The 17,048-nt window shown below is 33.2% G+C and carries 15 protein-coding genes; 1 reads left to right on the plus strand and 14 read right to left on the minus strand.

All coding sequences use genetic code 11. From position 1 onward, the window contains the following. Nucleotides 1-11 precede the first annotated feature (11 nt). The 9 genes from SCB73_RS03925 to SCB73_RS03965 form a co-directional block, all read right to left on the minus strand. On the minus strand, nt 12-1,019 hold the full coding sequence (locus SCB73_RS03925; RefSeq protein WP_320568847.1) for a mannose-1-phosphate guanylyltransferase: 1,008 nt from the start codon (nt 1,017-1,019) through the stop codon (nt 12-14). 31 nt (nt 1,020-1,050) lie between these two features. Continuing rightward, nucleotides 1,051-2,334 carry a nucleotide sugar dehydrogenase gene (locus SCB73_RS03930; protein WP_320568848.1) on the minus strand — a complete coding sequence of 428 codons (1,284 nt, stop codon included), beginning with the start codon at nt 2,332-2,334 and terminating at the stop codon, nt 1,051-1,053. 290 nt (nt 2,335-2,624) lie between these two features. Next, entirely contained in the window at nt 2,625-3,089 is a 465-nt protein-coding gene (locus SCB73_RS03935; RefSeq protein ID WP_320568849.1) for a UpxY family transcription antiterminator, read from the minus strand. A gap of 84 nt (nt 3,090-3,173) precedes the next feature. After that, on the minus strand, nt 3,174-4,565 hold the full coding sequence (locus SCB73_RS03940) for a UDP-glucose 6-dehydrogenase (protein ID WP_320568850.1): 1,392 nt from the start codon (nt 4,563-4,565) through the stop codon (nt 3,174-3,176). Nucleotides 4,566-4,586: 21 nt separating this feature from the next. Next, entirely contained in the window at nt 4,587-5,576 is a 990-nt protein-coding gene (locus SCB73_RS03945) for an SDR family oxidoreductase (protein WP_320568851.1), read from the minus strand. Between the two features lie 10 nt (nt 5,577-5,586). Then, complete coding sequence (locus tag SCB73_RS03950; RefSeq protein ID WP_320568852.1) at nt 5,587-8,034, minus strand: polysaccharide biosynthesis tyrosine autokinase; 2,448 nt, start codon at nt 8,032-8,034, stop codon at nt 5,587-5,589. 28 nt (nt 8,035-8,062) lie between these two features. Further along, nucleotides 8,063-8,854 (minus strand): polysaccharide biosynthesis/export family protein, encoded by a 792-nt coding sequence (locus SCB73_RS03955; protein ID WP_320568853.1) that lies wholly within the window; start codon nt 8,852-8,854, stop codon nt 8,063-8,065. 72 nt (nt 8,855-8,926) lie between these two features. After that, nucleotides 8,927-9,547 (minus strand): recombination mediator RecR, encoded by a 621-nt coding sequence (recR, locus tag SCB73_RS03960; protein ID WP_320570072.1) that lies wholly within the window; start codon nt 9,545-9,547, stop codon nt 8,927-8,929. Between the two features lie 153 nt (nt 9,548-9,700). Further along, the gene (locus SCB73_RS03965; protein ID WP_320568854.1) at nt 9,701-10,066 is read right to left on the minus strand and encodes a CoA-binding protein; all 366 of its coding nucleotides are present in this window, start codon (nt 10,064-10,066) and stop codon (nt 9,701-9,703) included. Nucleotides 10,067-10,218: 152 nt separating this feature from the next. Here SCB73_RS03965 and SCB73_RS03970 point away from each other — a divergent pair, with 152 nt between their 5' ends. Next, entirely contained in the window at nt 10,219-10,845 is a 627-nt protein-coding gene (locus tag SCB73_RS03970) for a MarC family NAAT transporter (protein ID WP_320568855.1), read from the plus strand. A gap of 83 nt (nt 10,846-10,928) precedes the next feature. Here the strand turns inward: SCB73_RS03970 and ctlX are convergent, their stop codons facing one another. The 5 genes from ctlX to carA form a co-directional block, all read right to left on the minus strand. Continuing rightward, a complete protein-coding gene (ctlX, locus tag SCB73_RS03975; protein ID WP_320568856.1) occupies nt 10,929-11,864 on the minus strand; it encodes a citrulline utilization hydrolase CtlX in 936 nt (311 codons plus the stop codon). Nucleotides 11,865-11,948: 84 nt separating this feature from the next. Further along, nucleotides 11,949-12,863 carry a dimethylarginine dimethylaminohydrolase family protein gene (locus SCB73_RS03980; protein ID WP_320568857.1) on the minus strand — a complete coding sequence of 305 codons (915 nt, stop codon included), beginning with the start codon at nt 12,861-12,863 and terminating at the stop codon, nt 11,949-11,951. A 62-nt stretch (nt 12,864-12,925) separates the two neighbouring features. After that, a complete protein-coding gene (locus SCB73_RS03985) occupies nt 12,926-14,203 on the minus strand; it encodes a citrate synthase (RefSeq protein WP_132989114.1) in 1,278 nt (425 codons plus the stop codon). 156 nt (nt 14,204-14,359) lie between these two features. Further along, the gene (gene eno / locus SCB73_RS03990) at nt 14,360-15,652 is read right to left on the minus strand and encodes a phosphopyruvate hydratase (protein WP_008464336.1); all 1,293 of its coding nucleotides are present in this window, start codon (nt 15,650-15,652) and stop codon (nt 14,360-14,362) included. 111 nt (nt 15,653-15,763) lie between these two features. Further along, the gene (gene carA / locus SCB73_RS03995; RefSeq protein ID WP_320568858.1) at nt 15,764-16,873 is read right to left on the minus strand and encodes a glutamine-hydrolyzing carbamoyl-phosphate synthase small subunit; all 1,110 of its coding nucleotides are present in this window, start codon (nt 16,871-16,873) and stop codon (nt 15,764-15,766) included. Nucleotides 16,874-17,048: the final 175 nt, after the last annotated feature.

Consider the following 17,048-nt stretch of genomic DNA (forward strand, 5'->3'; position numbering starts at 1 on the left):
TTAAATTAAATTTAGTTTAATAGTTCCGAATTTTGTTTTTCTAGCTCACTGTAAATATCTTTTACATCTTGTGAGCTTTCTTTTTGCAAAATTAAATTAGCGGTATCTGTATGAACAAAAATTGTATTTTTTAATCCTAAAAAAGTAGTATGTAAATCACAACCAATAACCATATTTCCATTTTTATCAGTTGGATGTCCTTTTGAAATCAAATAATCATAAACTGACTCAAACGATCCCAAATCAGACCAAGAAAATGAAGCGGGAACAACTTTAATTTTTTTGCTTCGCTCCATTACAGCATAATCAATACTAATAGAAGGAATTTCCATCGATAAATCTAAATCTAGAAAACCATCTTTGCTTGCTTCCCAAACTTCTTTAGATTTCTCATACACATCAAGTTGAAATTGTTTTAATTCATCCAAAAGAACTCCTGCCTTAAAGCAAAACATTCCACTGTTCCATAAAAAATTTCCTCTAGCAATAAACTCTTTTGCTGTAGTTTCGTTTGGTTTTTCGCGAAATGAAATCACTTTGTCTCCTTTCGACTCGATATAACCGTATCCTGTTTCAGGTTTTGTTGGAATAACCCCAAATGTTACGATAAATCCATCATTTGCTTTTGAAATAGCCTCATCAATAGCATTATTATAATTTTCCATTAAATCAATAATATGATCTGAGGGCGTTACAATCAATATATCCTCAGGATCTGAGGCAAATGCTGCAAAAGCAATCGCGGCTGCAGTATTTCTAGGAGTAGCTTCAACAATATTTGTATATGAAGTTTTAGCTTTGGTCATCACTTTTCCACTTAAGTGATGATTATCAACATTTCCTACTACCATAACTTTATTTGCTAAATGACTATTACGATTGACGGTCATTTCAAACAAAGACTTCCCTTCAAATATTTCTAAATATTGTTTTGGTTGGCTTTTACGAGAAAGTGGCCATAATCTGCTACCTACTCCACCAGTTAAAATTACGTGTGTAATTGTTTTTTTTGTACTCATTATTTCTAAATAAAAAAAAGAATCGTAGAAACTATAATCTGTTGTCAGCTATAGCACCTAAGACTCCTTTTACATCGTATAATAAACTATTTTCTTTCTGTAATTCTGGAAAATTTAATTTTAAAAATTCAGCATGAGCGACACCCAATACTATTGCATCAAATTTTTCCTTTGGAATTGAATTTACAGTTTGTAATTCATATTCTTCATGCACCTCTTCTACATTCGCTAATGGGTCAAACACTGTAACTGATATCCCGTATTCAGTCAATGATTTTATAACATCAACAATTTTAGTATTCCTTACATCAGGGCAATTTTCTTTGAATGTTATACCTAACATTAATAGATTAGCTCCATTCACGGAAATACCTTTTTTTATCATCAACTTCACTATTTGTGAAGCTACATATTCACCCATACTATCATTTAAACGTCGTCCTGCCAAAATTATTTCAGGATGATAGCCAAATTCTTGAGCTCTTTGTGCTAAATAGTAAGGATCAACTCCAATACAATGTCCTCCAACCAAACCTGGTTTAAAAGGCAAAAAATTCCATTTTGTAGCTGCCGCAGCCAATACTTCTTGAGTATCAATATTCATTAAATTGAATATTTTGGCTAGCTCATTTACAAAAGCAATATTAATATCTCTTTGAGAATTTTCTATAACTTTTGCTGCCTCAGCGACTTTTATTGTTGGCGCTAAGTGCGTTCCTGCAGTAATTACCGATTTGTATAAAGCGTCTACTTTTTGGCCAATTTCTGGAGTTGAACCAGAAGTAACTTTTAAAATTTTTTCGACAGTATGTTCTTTATCTCCTGGATTTATTCTCTCTGGTGAATATCCTGCATAAAAATCAACATTCAATTTAAACCCAGAGATTCGTTCCAAAACTGGCACACATTGTTCTTCTGTAACACCTGGATAAACAGTAGATTCATAAATTACAATATCTCCACGCTTTAAAACTTTTCCGACTGATTCACTCGATTTATATAGTGGAGTCAAATCAGGGCGATTATTTCTATCGACTGGAGTTGGAACTGTAATAATAAAATAATTACAATTTGCAATATCCTCACGTTTGCTTGTACAAAATAATCCTATTTCAGAAGCAGGTTTATCAACTAATACTTTTTGCAAATCATTTTGATCAACTTCTAATGTTGAATCAATCCCAGATTTTAAACTCGTAACTCGTGATTCATTAATATCGAATCCAACAACTGGATATTTTGTAGCAAACAATCTTGCTAAAGGAAGACCAACATAACCTAAACCAATAACAGCTATTTTTATGTTTTCGTTCATTTAAAAAATATTAGCATTAATCATTACAACACATGGCTTCGCCATTCCAAGTCCCATTTATTTGCTCGGTTTACTAAAAAAAAGTGTATTCTCGGCAAATATAACATAATAACTCAATTTATTCAATACGGTTTCCCGTAATACTAGTAAAACAAAAAAATAAGAAAATTTTTAAAACTCCAACTAACTATTTATCAGCATGTAAAAAAATACATTGTAAAAAAAAACAGAAAATAAAATCTCAGATTCGAGCTCTTTTATTTTCTGTTTTTATTTTTTTTAGTTAAAAACTACTTATATTTTATCTTGAGAACACATCCCATAGACTCTAAAACCAAAATATAATGTGTTTTTGAGACTTCTTGCACAATTGCATCTTGATTAGTGAAAGCTCCAGATTCTAATTTTATTCTATCTCCAACTTGAATTGATGACACCGAAACATCACTAACATTTGTCGCTTTCAAACTAGATTTTATTATATTAATTTCCTCATCCCGAACAATTGCAGGTTTACCTAGCCAAAACAAATATCGTACAACACCGGGAATATTGAAAACTGAATTCCGATCTATTTCTGAAAGCTGCACAAAAACGTATGAATTAAAAAGTGGAACTTCGACCTTCTTCTTTCTGTCTGACCATTGCTTAACCTGCGTAATTACTGGACAATAACATTCAACCCCAATTTGCGTAAGTCTCTCTGCAACTTTTTTTTCCCATTTGGGTTTCGTATAAAGCACGTACCAATTCATAACTCTAATTTATTGAAATAAAATCTGCATCATTATCTCCATCATTAACTTTATATTAAATTTTACTTCAATATCAATTTGTAATTAAGAACCTATTCCTTTATAAATAAATCCAATTGTTTCTAATTCTTTTGCATCCAATATATTTCTTCCGTCAAACAAAAAGGCAGGCTTATGCATAGAATCATATATCTTTTGCCAATCATAAGACACAAATTCATCCCATTCTGTTAGAACTGAAATTGCATGCGCACCTTTACACGCTTCGTAAGGATCAGCAAATACACTTAAGGCCTTATTATTTTCTTCACTTGATCTTGTTTGCAAATAATCCAAATCGTTTAACATTTTGCTTTGCGAAACTTTAGGATCATACACTGAAATATGTGCCTGCTCATTAATTAAATCATCAGCGACATATATAGCTGCCGATTCCCTAGTGTCATTAGTATCTTTTTTAAAGGCCCATCCTAAAAAAGTGATCTTCTTATCTGCAACGGTATTATACAACGTCTGAACTATCTTATTAGAAAATCTCCTTTTTTGATGATCATTCATTATGATTACCTGCTCCCAATAATCAGCCACTTCATTTAGCCCATAAGATTTTGCGATATATACTAAATTCAAAATATCTTTTTGAAAACAAGAACCTCCAAATCCTACGGAAGCTTTTAAAAACTTCGGCCCAATTCGGCTATCCATTCCAATGGCTTTTGCCACTTCACTCACATCAGCTCCTGTTTTTTCACACAGCTCAGACATTGCATTTATTGAAGAAATTCTTTGTGCCAAAAAAGCATTTGCTGTTAACTTCGATAATTCTGATGACCAAACATTAGTTGTCAAAATTTTAGCTTTTTCAACCCAATTTGCATAAACATCGACCAAGGCATTAATAGCAACTTCGCCTTCAGGTGTTGTGTCTCCTCCAATTAAAATACGATCTGGATTTAACAAATCAGTAACTGCAGTACCTTCCGCTAAGAATTCTGGATTTGACAAAATTTGAAATTGCACACCATTACCAGTGTTGTCCAAAATACTTTTTATAGCTTCTGCAGTCCTTACCGGTAAGGTTGATTTTTCTACAACTATTTTATTCTCTTTGGCGACTTTAGCGATTTGTCTAGCACATAATTCGATATATTTCAAATCAGCAGCCATTCCTTTTCCTTTTCCGTAAGTTTTAGTTGGAGTATTTACCGATATAAAAATTACTTGAGCTTCATCGATTGCCTTTTCAACATCGGTTGAGAAGAATAGATTTCGTCCTCTGGCTTCTGCTACGATTTCAGACAAACCTGGTTCATAAATCGGAATATTTTCTGTGTTAGGATCATTCCAATCTTTAATTCTTTGCTCGTTCAAGTCGACAACTGTGACTTGAATATGTGGACATTTTTGAGCAATAACTGCCATAGTTGGACCTCCAACATAACCCGCACCTATGCAACAAATTTTTGTAATTTTCATTTATTCTACTATTATCTAAGTCTATTTTTCTTTTAAATTATTCCAGTACCAATTTACCGCTTCTTTTAAACCTTGTTCCAAAGAATATTTTGGATTATAACCCAACATATTTTTTGCTTTCTCAATACTGGCCAATGAATGTGGAATATCGCCCGCTCTATTTTCACCATAAATAATTTGAACATCGGCAATTTTCGAATCAAATTGGGAAAGGTATTTTTTTAAATATCCTACTAAATCATTCAATGTATTGCGCTCACCGTATGCCGTATTGTAAACGGTATTGATAGCAGCAACATTTTTGATTTTCATTGCCAATTCATTCATTTGAATTACATTTTCAATGTATGTAAAATCTCTTGAATAATTTCCGTCACCATTTATAATTGGGCTTTCGTACTTCATCAACTGCATAACAAATTTTGGAATTACCGCTGCGTAAGCACCTTGAGGGTCTTGTCTTCTTCCAAAAACATTAAAATAACGTAATCCGATAGTTTCCAAACCGTATGTTCTGCTGAAAATTTCAGCATACAATTCATTTACATATTTTGTGATAGCATAAGGAGATAAAGGCTTACCGATTACATCCTCAACTTTAGGCAATCCAACGGAATCTCCATAAGTTGAAGAACTAGCCGCATAAATAAAACGTTTTACTTTTTCATCTCTAGAGGCAACCAACATATTCAAAAATCCGGAGACATTTACGTCATTTGTCATAATAGGATCATTTATTGATCTAGGAACAGACCCAAGAGCTGCCTGATGCAAAACATAATCAACTCCTTGTACAGCTAAAACGCAATCAGCCAAATTTCGGATATCGCCTTCAATTAATCTGAAATTTGGGTTTTCTATAAATCCATCCAAATTATGGCGATGTCCTGTTGAAAAATTATCCAGACAAATTACTTTATTTCCAAGTGCCAAAAAGTACTCGCATAGATTTGAACCAATGAATCCAGCACCTCCAGTAATTAAAATAGTATTTTGAATTGATATTTCCATTTAATCAAATTTATTTCTTCATCAATTTATTAAAAAAGGCTTTAACTGATTTTGACTTTTTTTCATCTTCAAGATATCCGTTTGAATAATCTCCGTAACCATATCCATATCCGTACCCAGACCCATATTTTGCCTTATTTTCATATCCGTTTAAAACAATACTCGCGTTACTCAACTCACCTCTTTTGACCCTTGTATTTAGCAACGTAATCATGTCTTTTTTAGTGTAATTCTGCCTTACAATGTATAAAGTAACATCTGAATATTGAGATAATTCCAGAGCATCTGACACTAAACCTACTGGCGGTGTGTCTAAAATGACATAATCATATTTTGCTTTTAATTCCTCAATCATTTCGCGCATAGCATCACTCAATATCAACTCTGATGGATTTGGCGGAATGGGACCAGAAAGTATAACATCAAGATTTGGAATCTGAGTTGAATTCGTAATTTCAGCAAGGCTATTTTGTTTAATCAAATAATTCACAACTCCAGTTTGATTGACTAAACCAAACTCGTCTGCGAGTCTTGGTTTTCTTAAATCCAAACCTATAATAACAGTTTTCTTTTCGCTTAACGCAAAAACTGTAGCGATATTTATAGAGCAAAATGTTTTTCCTTCTCCACTTATTGAAGACGTAATCATCAAAGTTTTTGCCCCACTAACCTGCTGTTTTTTATACAAAAACTGCAACGAAGATCGTATTGCTCTAAATGATTCGGATAGAGCTGATTTTGGTTTATCAAAAACAGCTAGGTTAACACCACCCTTATTTAATCCAACTACACCAATTATTGGGATTTGAGTTAGCTTAGTAACTTCTTCTGTATTTTGAATGGAATTATTAATAAAGAAAATCAGTAAAACCACTGAAAGTGGAATAAGAATTCCTAAAAACAAGGCCAATATATAATTTACTGAGGTCTTTGGCCCAACCAACACTCCATTAATGCCTTTAGCTGGATCAATAAAGTGAATATCAGACAAATTCGATGCTCTTACGATTTCAGCTTCATTTCGCTTCTGCAAAAACGACGTATAAATATTATCATTTAAATCATATTTCCTTTTGATTTTCAACAATTCCTGTTGGTCTTCTGGCAATCTTTTTGCTGTGTTTTCAGCCTCCGCAATTTTAGCATTTACTAATGATAAATCATACAATAAAGATGCTTTTGCAGAAGCAATATTCTCAAGCAAAACACTTTTTATTGCCTCCATTTGATTATCAAAATCTTTGAAAATCTTATCACTCTTTACAGCATAAGCCATTTCTGATCTTTGTGCAGAAAGGGCAATTAATTTCGAAATATTTGCCACAATATTAGGATCATCAATTCCCGCTACAGATGGCGCTGGTAATCTTGAATAATCAACACTATTGTTAAGATAAGCTTTTAAAGAATTATAATACGTAATTTTTCTAGCAACCTGATCTTTCTGAGTGTCAAAATCCATAATCTTATTAGAAAACTTATCAGCACTGCCTTCTAGTTCATAGATATTCTTATCTTTTCTAAATGATTTCAACTCATTTCCAGTTTGTTTTAATTGCGCCTCCATTGCAATAAGTGTACTGTCTATGAACTTTATTGTATTAGTTGCAAATTGGTTTTTCCCATCAAGCTGAATCTTGATCAACATTTTAACGGTTGAATTCAAATATTCAACAAGTCTAGCCTTATTTGTTCCTTGCATGCTCAATGTCAATATCGAGCCTCCTTTATCGTCAGAATTTACATTGATTCCTTTGTAACGAGAAACAGTTCCGTCAAAATCATTAAACTTTACATAATATTCATTTCCTTTATACAGGCCTGGGTTGTCGTTGATTTGAAGCTTCCAGTTTAAAAAAGGTAAAGAAACCCTCTCTCCAACTTTATATCTTTTTATAAATTCGACCGGTTGAACCGCTGTATTCGAATATGAATTTTCAGCATAATTAATTAGCGAAACAGAATTACTTTCAAATGGTATACGAACTTCATATACATTTTCACTAATAAACTTAATTTTAATTAATGTGTTTGCTAGTTGTCCTCTAGATTTATCAATATCAACATAAAAAGGTACTTCGCCATAAGAGTCAATCAAATTGTACTTCCCCATGGTCAAATAATCAATATAATACTGTAATTTACTAACTACTAACTCATTATGAGATCTTGATTGCAATATGGTTGTGATTCCATTAACTTGATCTGAAATTCCTCCCCAGTTGAAAACTAAACTAGTATTTGAAGTAAAAAACGGATTGCTTTCTTCTTTAATTGAAATCAAAGTCTGCATTCCGTAAATTTTTTCTTTACGGATATTTACCTGATAAGCGATTGTAAACGCAATAACCAAACTGATTAAAAACCATTTCCAATAACTGAGAATTTTCAGCAACAAACCTTTAAAATCAAAACTTGACTGATTTTCAAAAATCGAAAAATCTTTTATATCTAACATTTTCTAAGTCTAATTATAGTTTTGATAATTATTTGATAATCAAATAAACAGTTGTTGCCAATGATAATAGAGTAATAATAGTTCCAATCGATTGAATTCCTGTCTGTCCAGTTCCCCACGTTTTTTGACGCAAAGGCTTAACATAAATATAATCGTTTGGCTGTAAATAATAATAGGACGATTTCATAACGTTGACATCAGTAAGATCAATCTCATTCATTTGCACACCTGTAGGTGTTTGACGAATTATGGTAACTTCTTTTCTATTTCCCACAGTATTAATGTCTCCTGCATTTGCAACAGCTTCCATAATATTCACATGCTCCTGAAACAGCGTTTTTGTCCCTGTACTTCCAACTTCACCGTTAATTGTGTATCTAAAACCCGCTAATTTTACTGTCACGAAAATATTTGCGTCTGTTTTAAAATATTCTTCAAGCAGTTTTTTTTCAATCATCACTCGAACTTCTTCCAAAGTGTAACCAATGACATTTATTTCGCCCAAAATTGGAATTCTAATGTTTCCATGGTCATCAACGGTAAAACCATCAAAATATAAAGCTGCCTCTGACTTACCTGTTGTCAGACTTGTAGTCTCAGTTTTATTGAAAATTGAAACCAATTTAGGATCTATAGCTTTCAAATTAATACTCAAAACATCATTAACCTGAAGTCTGTAAGGCTTGGCTTGCACAGCCGCAACAGTATTTGCTTCCTCTGAAGTATTTTTATCCTGCAGATACACCAAATCTTTAATGGGGATACATGAAGTAAAAAGTGTACTGATCAACAGCAGCATATAAAAGCTCTTTTTTGTCATTTTTAAAAATTTATCGCAAATATAGTTTTTCATTTATTCACCAGAAAATCTATATTTTATTTGGGGTTTTATTTAATTATTTTTGAATGTTTTTTCAAATGGAACACGGTGCAAGATACTTCTTCCAAGCGTAACTTCATCTGCATATTCCAACTCATCTCCAACAGATATTCCTCTTGCAATTGTCGAAATTATAATTTGACATTCTGCAATTTGCTTATAGATATAAAAATTGGTTGTGTCGCCTTCCATAGTTGAGCTAAGCGCAAAAATAATCTCTCCTACTTTTCCAGATTTGACTTTTTCGACCAAACTCGAAATATTCAACTGGCTTGGGCCGACACCTTCAATTGGCGAAATTTTTCCTCCCAGTACATGATAAATTCCTTTATACTGTCCTGTATTTTCAATGGCCATAACATCGCGAATGTCTTCAACAACACAAATAGTCTGATGATTTCTTGACGCATTGGCACAGATTTCACAAATTTTTGTATCTGAAATATTATGGCAGTTTTCACAAAATTTAATATCCTCGCGCATATTTAAAAGTGCTTGCGACAAAAAGCCCGTTTGCTCTTTTGGCTGCTTAAGCAAATGAAGAACCAATCGCAAAGCTGTACGCTTGCCAATACCCGGCAATTGCGACATTTCGTTAACCGCTTTCTCTATTAATTTTGATGAAAATTCCATGACGACAAAAGTAACATTTTTAACGGTATAAGAGCCTTTCAGGCAATTAAATTCAACGCTAAAAAAGGCAGGAATCAATCTTATTTCTATCTGCCCATAAAAAACAAAACTTTCCAACATTATTGGAAAGTTTTTAAAAACGTTTTTTTTCAATTAATATTGGTTTGTTGCCAATAAAACTAATGTACAAGCAACTTCAACTTCAATATTATTTAATTCTAATAATTGATATAATTCAGGATTTTCAGTTCCGGGGTTAAAAATTACTCTTTTTGGTTGCGCTTCAATAATGTAATTGTAATAATCACGTTGACGATTTGGGTTTAAATACAAAGTTACAGTGTCAATATTTTTTACCGGAATTGCTTTTGTATGAATTTTAACGCCAGCAACTTCTCCTGTATTTTGACCAATTGCCAACACCGTGTGCCCTTTTTGAGTAAGCATATTTATAGCCCTAAATGCATAACGATCTGGTTTTGTTGTAGCACCAAGAAGCAAAGTTTTTTTGTTTTTCATCTTTTTAAAATATTTCACAAAAGTAGCTAAAAAGAATGAGCTTAGCTTGCTTTATAAATTCAGAATATTGACTCTAAAAAACCAATAAGATAATGCAATTTTACACGTCAATATAAAAATTTGACTACATTTACTCCACTAACAAAAACTTTATGGATTTATTCATCTACTTATTTGCTGCACTTTTTTCAGTATTAAACCCAATTGGCACAGTACCAATTTTTGTTGGATTGACGCAACACGATTCACAAAAAGAACGATCCAGAATTTCACTGTGGACAGCTATTAATGTGGGTATAATTTTATTGGTCTCTTATTTTATAGGACAATATGTTTTAACTTTTTTTGGAATCAGCATTGATGCACTTCGAATTGCCGGCGGAATTGTGATTGTAAATTCAGGGTTTTCATTATTGTCAGGAAAATTCAATAAGAAGCGAGGGATCAATAAAAAGATCGAAAACGAAGCCCAGCAGCGAAACGACATTGCATTAACACCATTAGCAATTCCGATGCTTGCCGGTCCTGGATCAATGTCGTTGTTAATAGCATTCTATCAGGAACATCATCAAATGGAGGAAATCATTTTTTCATGTCTTGCTATTTTAGCCATTGCTATAGTCATTTTTGCAATTCTAAAAAGCGCACACTATCTTGCCAGAATACTTGGTGCATCAGGAATTGTGGCAATTTCAAGAATTGTTGGTTTTATTGTAATTTCGATCGGAATTCAATATATCGTAAGTTCAATCGTAAATATTATTAAAGGGAATTTTTAATATGAATCACTCTTTTAAACATAAAAAAAAGGGATAAAACTTGAAGCTTTATCCCATTTTTATTTTTATTTAGAAACCTAATTTTAATTTCTCGGCAAAAACACTTCAGCCATCATGCATCTTGCACTTCCGCCTCCGCAAGCTTCGATCGTATCTAAACTTGAGCTCAAAATTTCAGCATGTTTTTCTAATTGTGCTATCTGCTTTGGAGTCAAACTCTGGTGGGCCGATGCACTCATGACAATATATTTTTTATCATTTGCTCCTCGAACCTCCAACATATTACCAGCAAAATTATTAACCTGATCTTCTGTAATCAAAATAATTTCTTTGTTATCATCTTTCAAATTATCCAAGACCATTTTACGTTCTTTTTTGTCGTCGATGCAATCTGCACAAATAACAGCGAAAGTTTCTCCTAAACACATCATCACATTGGTGTGATAAATTAGTTTTCGCTCTCCATCTACAGTTTGAAAAGCTTCAAAAATTACTGGAGCATAATCAAAATCTTCGCAAAATTCAATAAACAACTCTTCATCAGCACGAGGCGATAATGCGCAATATGCTTTTGCATTGGCACGATCTAAAAGCAGACTTCCCGTTCCTTCTAAAAAATAACCATCATCTTCTGCAGATGTATAATCCATTATATTAGAAATCTCAAAACCTTTTTCTTCCAAAGTATCTAAAATATCTTCACGACGTTCTTGACGTCTATTTTCAGCAAACATTGGATAAAGCGCCACATCACCATTTTCATGAAACGAAACCCAGTTGTTCGGAAAAATACTATCTGGAGTATCTGTTTCCAATGTATCTTCTATAACGGTTACATCAACTCCTACCGCACGAAGTTTTTCAACAAAAGCGTCAAATTCTTGCTGTGCTTTTGCATTAACAGTACTTGGCAAAAGTCCGTCCAATACTTTTTGATAATAATTATTTACAGCTGTCTGTTCATTCATTCTGAATGCAACAGGCCGAATCATCACGATTGCATTAGTTGTTTGTTTCATTTTTTATGTTTTTTGTTTCAAGTTTTAAGTTTCAGGTTTCATGTCCTCCAAAAAACCTGAAACTTGAAACTCAAAAAACTTTTTTTAGTCTCTAATCAATGGCAAAGTTGAACATCTCAACAATCCTTCTTGTTTTGCAATTTCAGCGTATGGAATTTCTTCAACAGTAAAACCTTTTTCGCGAAGCCAGTTATTCAATCTTGTAAAATTCTTTTCAGAAACTACAACATTTTCATCAATTGAAAATACGTTCGAAAACATGTTGTACATTTCATTTCTTTCAATATGAAACAAATTTTCCTTCCCAAAAAGCTTCACTAAATAGAGATAATCAGCTTCTTCACGGAAACCTCTTTTATAAATAATACCTTTATCTTTTCCAACAGGCTGGAAACAACAATCTAGGTGCAATGCATTATCACGAGCTTCCAACTTAGACTTCACTAAATCAAATTCCTTAACAATTTTATTCGGAAACAATTCTTTGATATAATTTACACCATGCATATTGGTTCTTGCTGTAATGTAGTCTTTATAATCACTTCCTTTATAAGTTCCAATAAAAATATGATCGTTCCAAAGCATTACATCTCCTCCTTCAATATGAACTTCTTCTGGCGGACGCACCACTTTTAACGGGTCAATTTGATCTATTACATATTGAATTGCATCCAACTCTCGTTCGCGATCTGGAAGAATATTCGATTTTACAAAAATATCATCAATTACAAACCCAATATCTCTAGCAAATATTTGATTGTAATTTTCGATCATTTCCGGACGATAAACAGTTACATCATATTTCTGAAAAACAGCATTAAAAGCATCCATTTCAGCAACCATATCTTTTTCTACAGGATAAGTTCCTGCCTTAATATGTTCCAATGACTTAGGATCATAAGCTTCCTCGAGTGTTGGAGTCGGCCCATTATGAACAGCAGAACCCAAAACTACGGCGCGAAGCCGCGATGTTTCGTTCTTTACATTTAATTGCAACATAACTCTATTATATTTTGAGCAAATATAAAAAAAGCTTCACAGTTAAGTGAAGCTTTCGTTTTTTATTTATTAGACTTGAACTCTCTTAAAGGATGTCCAGTATAAATTTGTCTTGGTCTTCCAATTGGCTCTTTGTTTTCACGCATTTCTTTCCATTGTGCGATCCAACCTGGCAATCTTCCAATAGCAAACATTACTGTAAACATATCTGTTGGAATTCCTAAAGCTCTGTAAATAATTCCAGAGTAGAAATCAACATTTGGATATAAATTTCTTGATTTGAAGTATTCATCTTCAAGAGCTGCTTTTTCTAATTTTCTAGCGATATCTAAAATCGGATCTTCAACACCTAAAGTTTCTAAAACTTCAGTAGCTGCTTTTTTGATAATTTTTGCTCTTGGATCGAAGTTTTTGTAAACTCTATGTCCGAATCCCATTAAACGGAATGGATCATTTTTATCTTTTGCTTTCGCCAAGAATTTATCAGTATCTCCACCGTCTTTGTTGATTTCTTCCAACATTTCAAGTACAGCCTGATTTGCTCCTCCGTGAAGAGGCCCCCAAAGTGCTGAAACTCCAGAAGAAATAGAAGCAAATAAACCAGCGTGAGATGAACCAACCATTCTTACTGTAGATGTAGAACAGTTTTGTTCGTGATCTGCGTGAAGAATAAACAATTTATCTAATGCCGCTACAACAACAGGGTTTGCGCTATACGGACCTGTAGGCAATTGGAACATCAATTGCATAAAGTTCTCAACATATCCTTTTGTATTGTCATAATAATTCAATGGGTAGCCCATTGATTTTCTGTATGTCCAAGTTGCAATAACTAAAAATTTAGCCATTGTTTTGCAAATTGCCTCATACATTTCTTTTTCATTATCAACATTAACTGCTTTTGGGTTGAAAGCAGTCAAAGCGCTTGTCAAAGCAGATAATACTCCCATTGGGTGAGCTGTTTTTGGGAAACCGTCAATGATATTTTTCATTTCTTCGTTTACTAAAGAATGTTTTTTAATACCATTTTCAAATTGCTCCAATTCTGCTGCTGTTGGCAATTCTCCAAAAATCAAAAGATAAGACACTTCTAAAAAGCTAGCTTTTTCAGCTAAATCTTCGATTGAATATCCTCTGTAACGTAGAATTCCTAATTCACCATCCAAGAAAGTGATTTCACTTGTACAAGATCCTGAGTTTTTGTAACCCGGATCAATTGTAATAATACCTGTTAAATCTCGTAATTTGTTAATATCGATAGCTGATTCATTTTCGCTCCCTGTGATAACCGGAAGTTCAATTTTCTTACCATCTACTTCTAATGTAGCTATTTTTGACATAATATAATCGGAAATAATTCTATAAAATAATAATTTATCAAATCTAAGGAATTTAAGACTAACTAAAAAAAGAATACTGCTATGAATTTGTTAAAACTCCAAAAAAAAACCATCCGCCGTGGCGGATGGTTTAAAATCAATATATAACTAGTATAATTATTTAATTTTGAAAGCGTTTAAACCTGGGAAATAAGCAGTACTTCCTAATTCTTCTTCAATTCTCAATAATTGATTGTATTTTGCCATACGATCAGAACGAGAAGCCGAACCAGTTTTAATTTGCCCACAGTTTAAAGCAACTGCAAGGTCAGCAATTGTATTATCCTCAGTTTCTCCAGAACGGTGAGACATAACTGAAGTATATCCAGCGTTTTTCGCCATGTTTACAGCAGCAATAGTTTCAGTCAAAGTACCAATTTGGTTTACTTTTACCAAGATTGAGTTAGCAATTCCTTTTTCGATACCAGTTGACAAACGAGCAACGTTAGTTACGAATAAATCATCACCTACTAATTGAACTTTATCTCCAATTTTTTCAGTTAAAGCTTTCCATCCATCCCAGTCATCTTCGTACATACCGTCTTCGATAGAGATAATTGGATATTTAGCTGCAAGTTCAGCTAAGTATTCAGCTTGCTCAGCAGAAGTTCTGATTTTTCCTGTTTCTCCTTCAAATTTAGTGTAATCGTATTTCCCGTTTACATAAAACTCAGAAGCTGCACAGTCAAGAGCAATCATGATTTCGTCACCGAAAGAATATCCAGCTTTTTCAACTGCCAATTTAATCGTATCTAAAGCATCTTCAGTTCCACCAGCCAAGTTTGGAGCAAAACCTCCTTCATCACCTACAGCAGTACTTAAACCTCTATCGTGTAACACTTTTTTCAAGTTGTGGAAAATTTCAGTTCCCATTTGCATTGCATGTGTAAAAGAAGTTGCTTTTACAGGGAAAATCATAAACTCTTGGAATGCGATAGGCGCATCAGAGTGAGAACCTCCATTGATGATGTTCATCATTGGAACAGGCAATGTATTAGCAGAAACTCCACCTACATATCTGTACAATGGCAAACCAAGTTCGTTAGCAGCAGCTTTTGCAGCAGCCAAAGAAACACCTAAAATAGCGTTAGCTCCTAATTTAGATTTGTTTGGAGTACCATCCAAATCAATCATTAATTGGTCAATTGTGTTTTGTTCGAAAACAGAAGTCCCAACTAATTCTTCAGCAATAATAGTATTTACATTATTCACTGCATTCAAAACACCTTTTCCTAGATAAGCTTTACCTCCATCACGTAATTCAACAGCTTCGTGCTCTCCAGTTGATGCTCCAGATGGAACAGCAGCTCTACCTAAAACTCCATTTTCAGTTACTACGTCAACTTCAATAGTAGGATTACCTCTAGAATCAAGAATTTGTCTTGCGTGAACTTTAATTATAATACTCATTATTTTTGTTTTTTATTAATAAATTATATTTTTTTTTCGAAATTATAAAAATATTTAATACTAAAAACGCATTCTAGACATTAAACACCTTTATTTATTAACTACATCGTTTTAGACTTTGCTAGTTTTAATATTCCCTACAAATTGGTCAAATAAATATGACGAATCGTGTGGTCCTGGACTAGCCTCTGGGTGATATTGAACTGAAAAACAATTCTTATTTTTCATTCTCATTCCCGCTACTGTACCATCATTTAAGTGAACATGCGTAATTTCAAGCTCAGGGTGATTCTCCAACTGCTCTCTCTTAACGGCAAACCCGTGGTTTTGAGAAGTTATTTCACCTTTTCCTGTGATAATATTTTTAACTGGGTGGTTAATTCCTCGGTGTCCGTTAAACATTTTGTAAGTTTCAACACCATTTGCCAAACCAATAACTTGGTGTCCTAAACAAATTCCGAACAAAGGTTTATTAGCCGCTAAAATTTCTTTTGCAACTTGAATCGCTCCAAACAAAGGATCTGGATCGCCAGGTCCGTTTGACAAGAAATATCCATCAGGATTAAACTCTGACATATCTTGGTAAGTTGAATCAAAAGGATAAACTTTAATATAGCAATCTCTTTTTGCAAGATTTCTCAAAATGTTCTTTTTGATACCAAGATCTAAAGCTGAGATTTTATAAGTAGCATTTTCATCACCGACAAAGTAAGGCTCTTTAGTCGACACTTTAGAAGCCAATTCTAAACCTTCCATGTTTGGCACATTTGCCAATTCTTTCTTCAAATCCTCGATTGACGTTCCATCTGTACAGATAACAGCATTCATTGCACCATTATCACGAATGTAACTTACAAGTGCGCGTGTATCAACATCAGAAATACAGATTAAATTTTGTTTAGCAAAATAATCTTCTAAACTTCCAGAAGCATTTTCTCTAGAATAATTAAAACTAAAGTTTTTACAAACCAAACCGGCAATTTTAATACTATCAGATTCAACTTCAGAATCATTAACGCCATAGTTTCCGATATGTGTATTTGTAGCAACCATTATTTGTCCGAAGTAAGAAGGATCAGTAAAAATTTCCTGATACCCTGTCATTCCTGTATTAAAACAAACTTCACCGAAAGTTTTACCGCTAATTCCGATAGATTTTCCGTGAAAGATTGTTCCGTCACTAAGTAATAAAATGGCGCTTTGTCGTGTTGTGTATTTCATTATTTAATTTGTATTGTTTTTTAATCAAGTTATAAAACCGAAATAAAGGTTTTAAGTATAATTAGATATTTTGCAAATTTACTTCTTTAAAATAGCCCTTCCAAGATTTTTTAAAACTTTCATTCGTAAAAATAAAACCTATCATTTTAAATAAGTTACATTTTTGCAGTTTGAA

The sequence above is a fragment of the Flavobacterium sp. KACC 22761 genome (assembly GCF_034058155.1).
Classification (GTDB): Bacteria; Bacteroidota; Bacteroidia; order Flavobacteriales; family Flavobacteriaceae; genus Flavobacterium.

Bases quoted from the DNA above. Each gene is read 5' to 3' on its own strand.
- SCB73_RS03985 (WP_132989114.1), bottom strand. From the start codon at position 14,203: ATGTCAAAAATAGCTACATTAGAAGTAGATGGTAAGAAAATTGAACTT.
- SCB73_RS03965 (WP_320568854.1), bottom strand. From the start codon at position 10,066: ATGAAAAACAAAAAAACTTTGCTTCTTGGTGCTACAACAAAACCAGAT.
- SCB73_RS03940 (WP_320568850.1), bottom strand. From the start codon at position 4,565: ATGAAAATTACAAAAATTTGTTGCATAGGTGCGGGTTATGTTGGAGGT.
- SCB73_RS03935 (WP_320568849.1), bottom strand. From the start codon at position 3,089: ATGAATTGGTACGTGCTTTATACGAAACCCAAATGGGAAAAAAAAGTT.
- SCB73_RS03945 (WP_320568851.1), bottom strand. From the start codon at position 5,576: ATGGAAATATCAATTCAAAATACTATTTTAATTACTGGAGGTGCTGGA.
- carA (WP_320568858.1), bottom strand. From the start codon at position 16,873: ATGAAATACACAACACGACAAAGCGCCATTTTATTACTTAGTGACGGA.
- SCB73_RS03925 (WP_320568847.1), bottom strand. From the start codon at position 1,019: ATGAGTACAAAAAAAACAATTACACACGTAATTTTAACTGGTGGAGTA.
- SCB73_RS03930 (WP_320568848.1), bottom strand. From the start codon at position 2,334: ATGAACGAAAACATAAAAATAGCTGTTATTGGTTTAGGTTATGTTGGT.
- SCB73_RS03970 (WP_320568855.1), top strand. From the start codon at position 10,219: ATGGATTTATTCATCTACTTATTTGCTGCACTTTTTTCAGTATTAAAC.
- eno (WP_008464336.1), bottom strand. From the start codon at position 15,652: ATGAGTATTATAATTAAAGTTCACGCAAGACAAATTCTTGATTCTAGA.
- SCB73_RS03950 (WP_320568852.1), bottom strand. From the start codon at position 8,034: ATGTTAGATATAAAAGATTTTTCGATTTTTGAAAATCAGTCAAGTTTT.
- ctlX (WP_320568856.1), bottom strand. From the start codon at position 11,864: ATGAAACAAACAACTAATGCAATCGTGATGATTCGGCCTGTTGCATTC.
- SCB73_RS03955 (WP_320568853.1), bottom strand. From the start codon at position 8,854: ATGACAAAAAAGAGCTTTTATATGCTGCTGTTGATCAGTACACTTTTT.
- SCB73_RS03980 (WP_320568857.1), bottom strand. From the start codon at position 12,863: ATGTTGCAATTAAATGTAAAGAACGAAACATCGCGGCTTCGCGCCGTA.
- recR (WP_320570072.1), bottom strand. From the start codon at position 9,547: ATGGAATTTTCATCAAAATTAATAGAGAAAGCGGTTAACGAAATGTCG.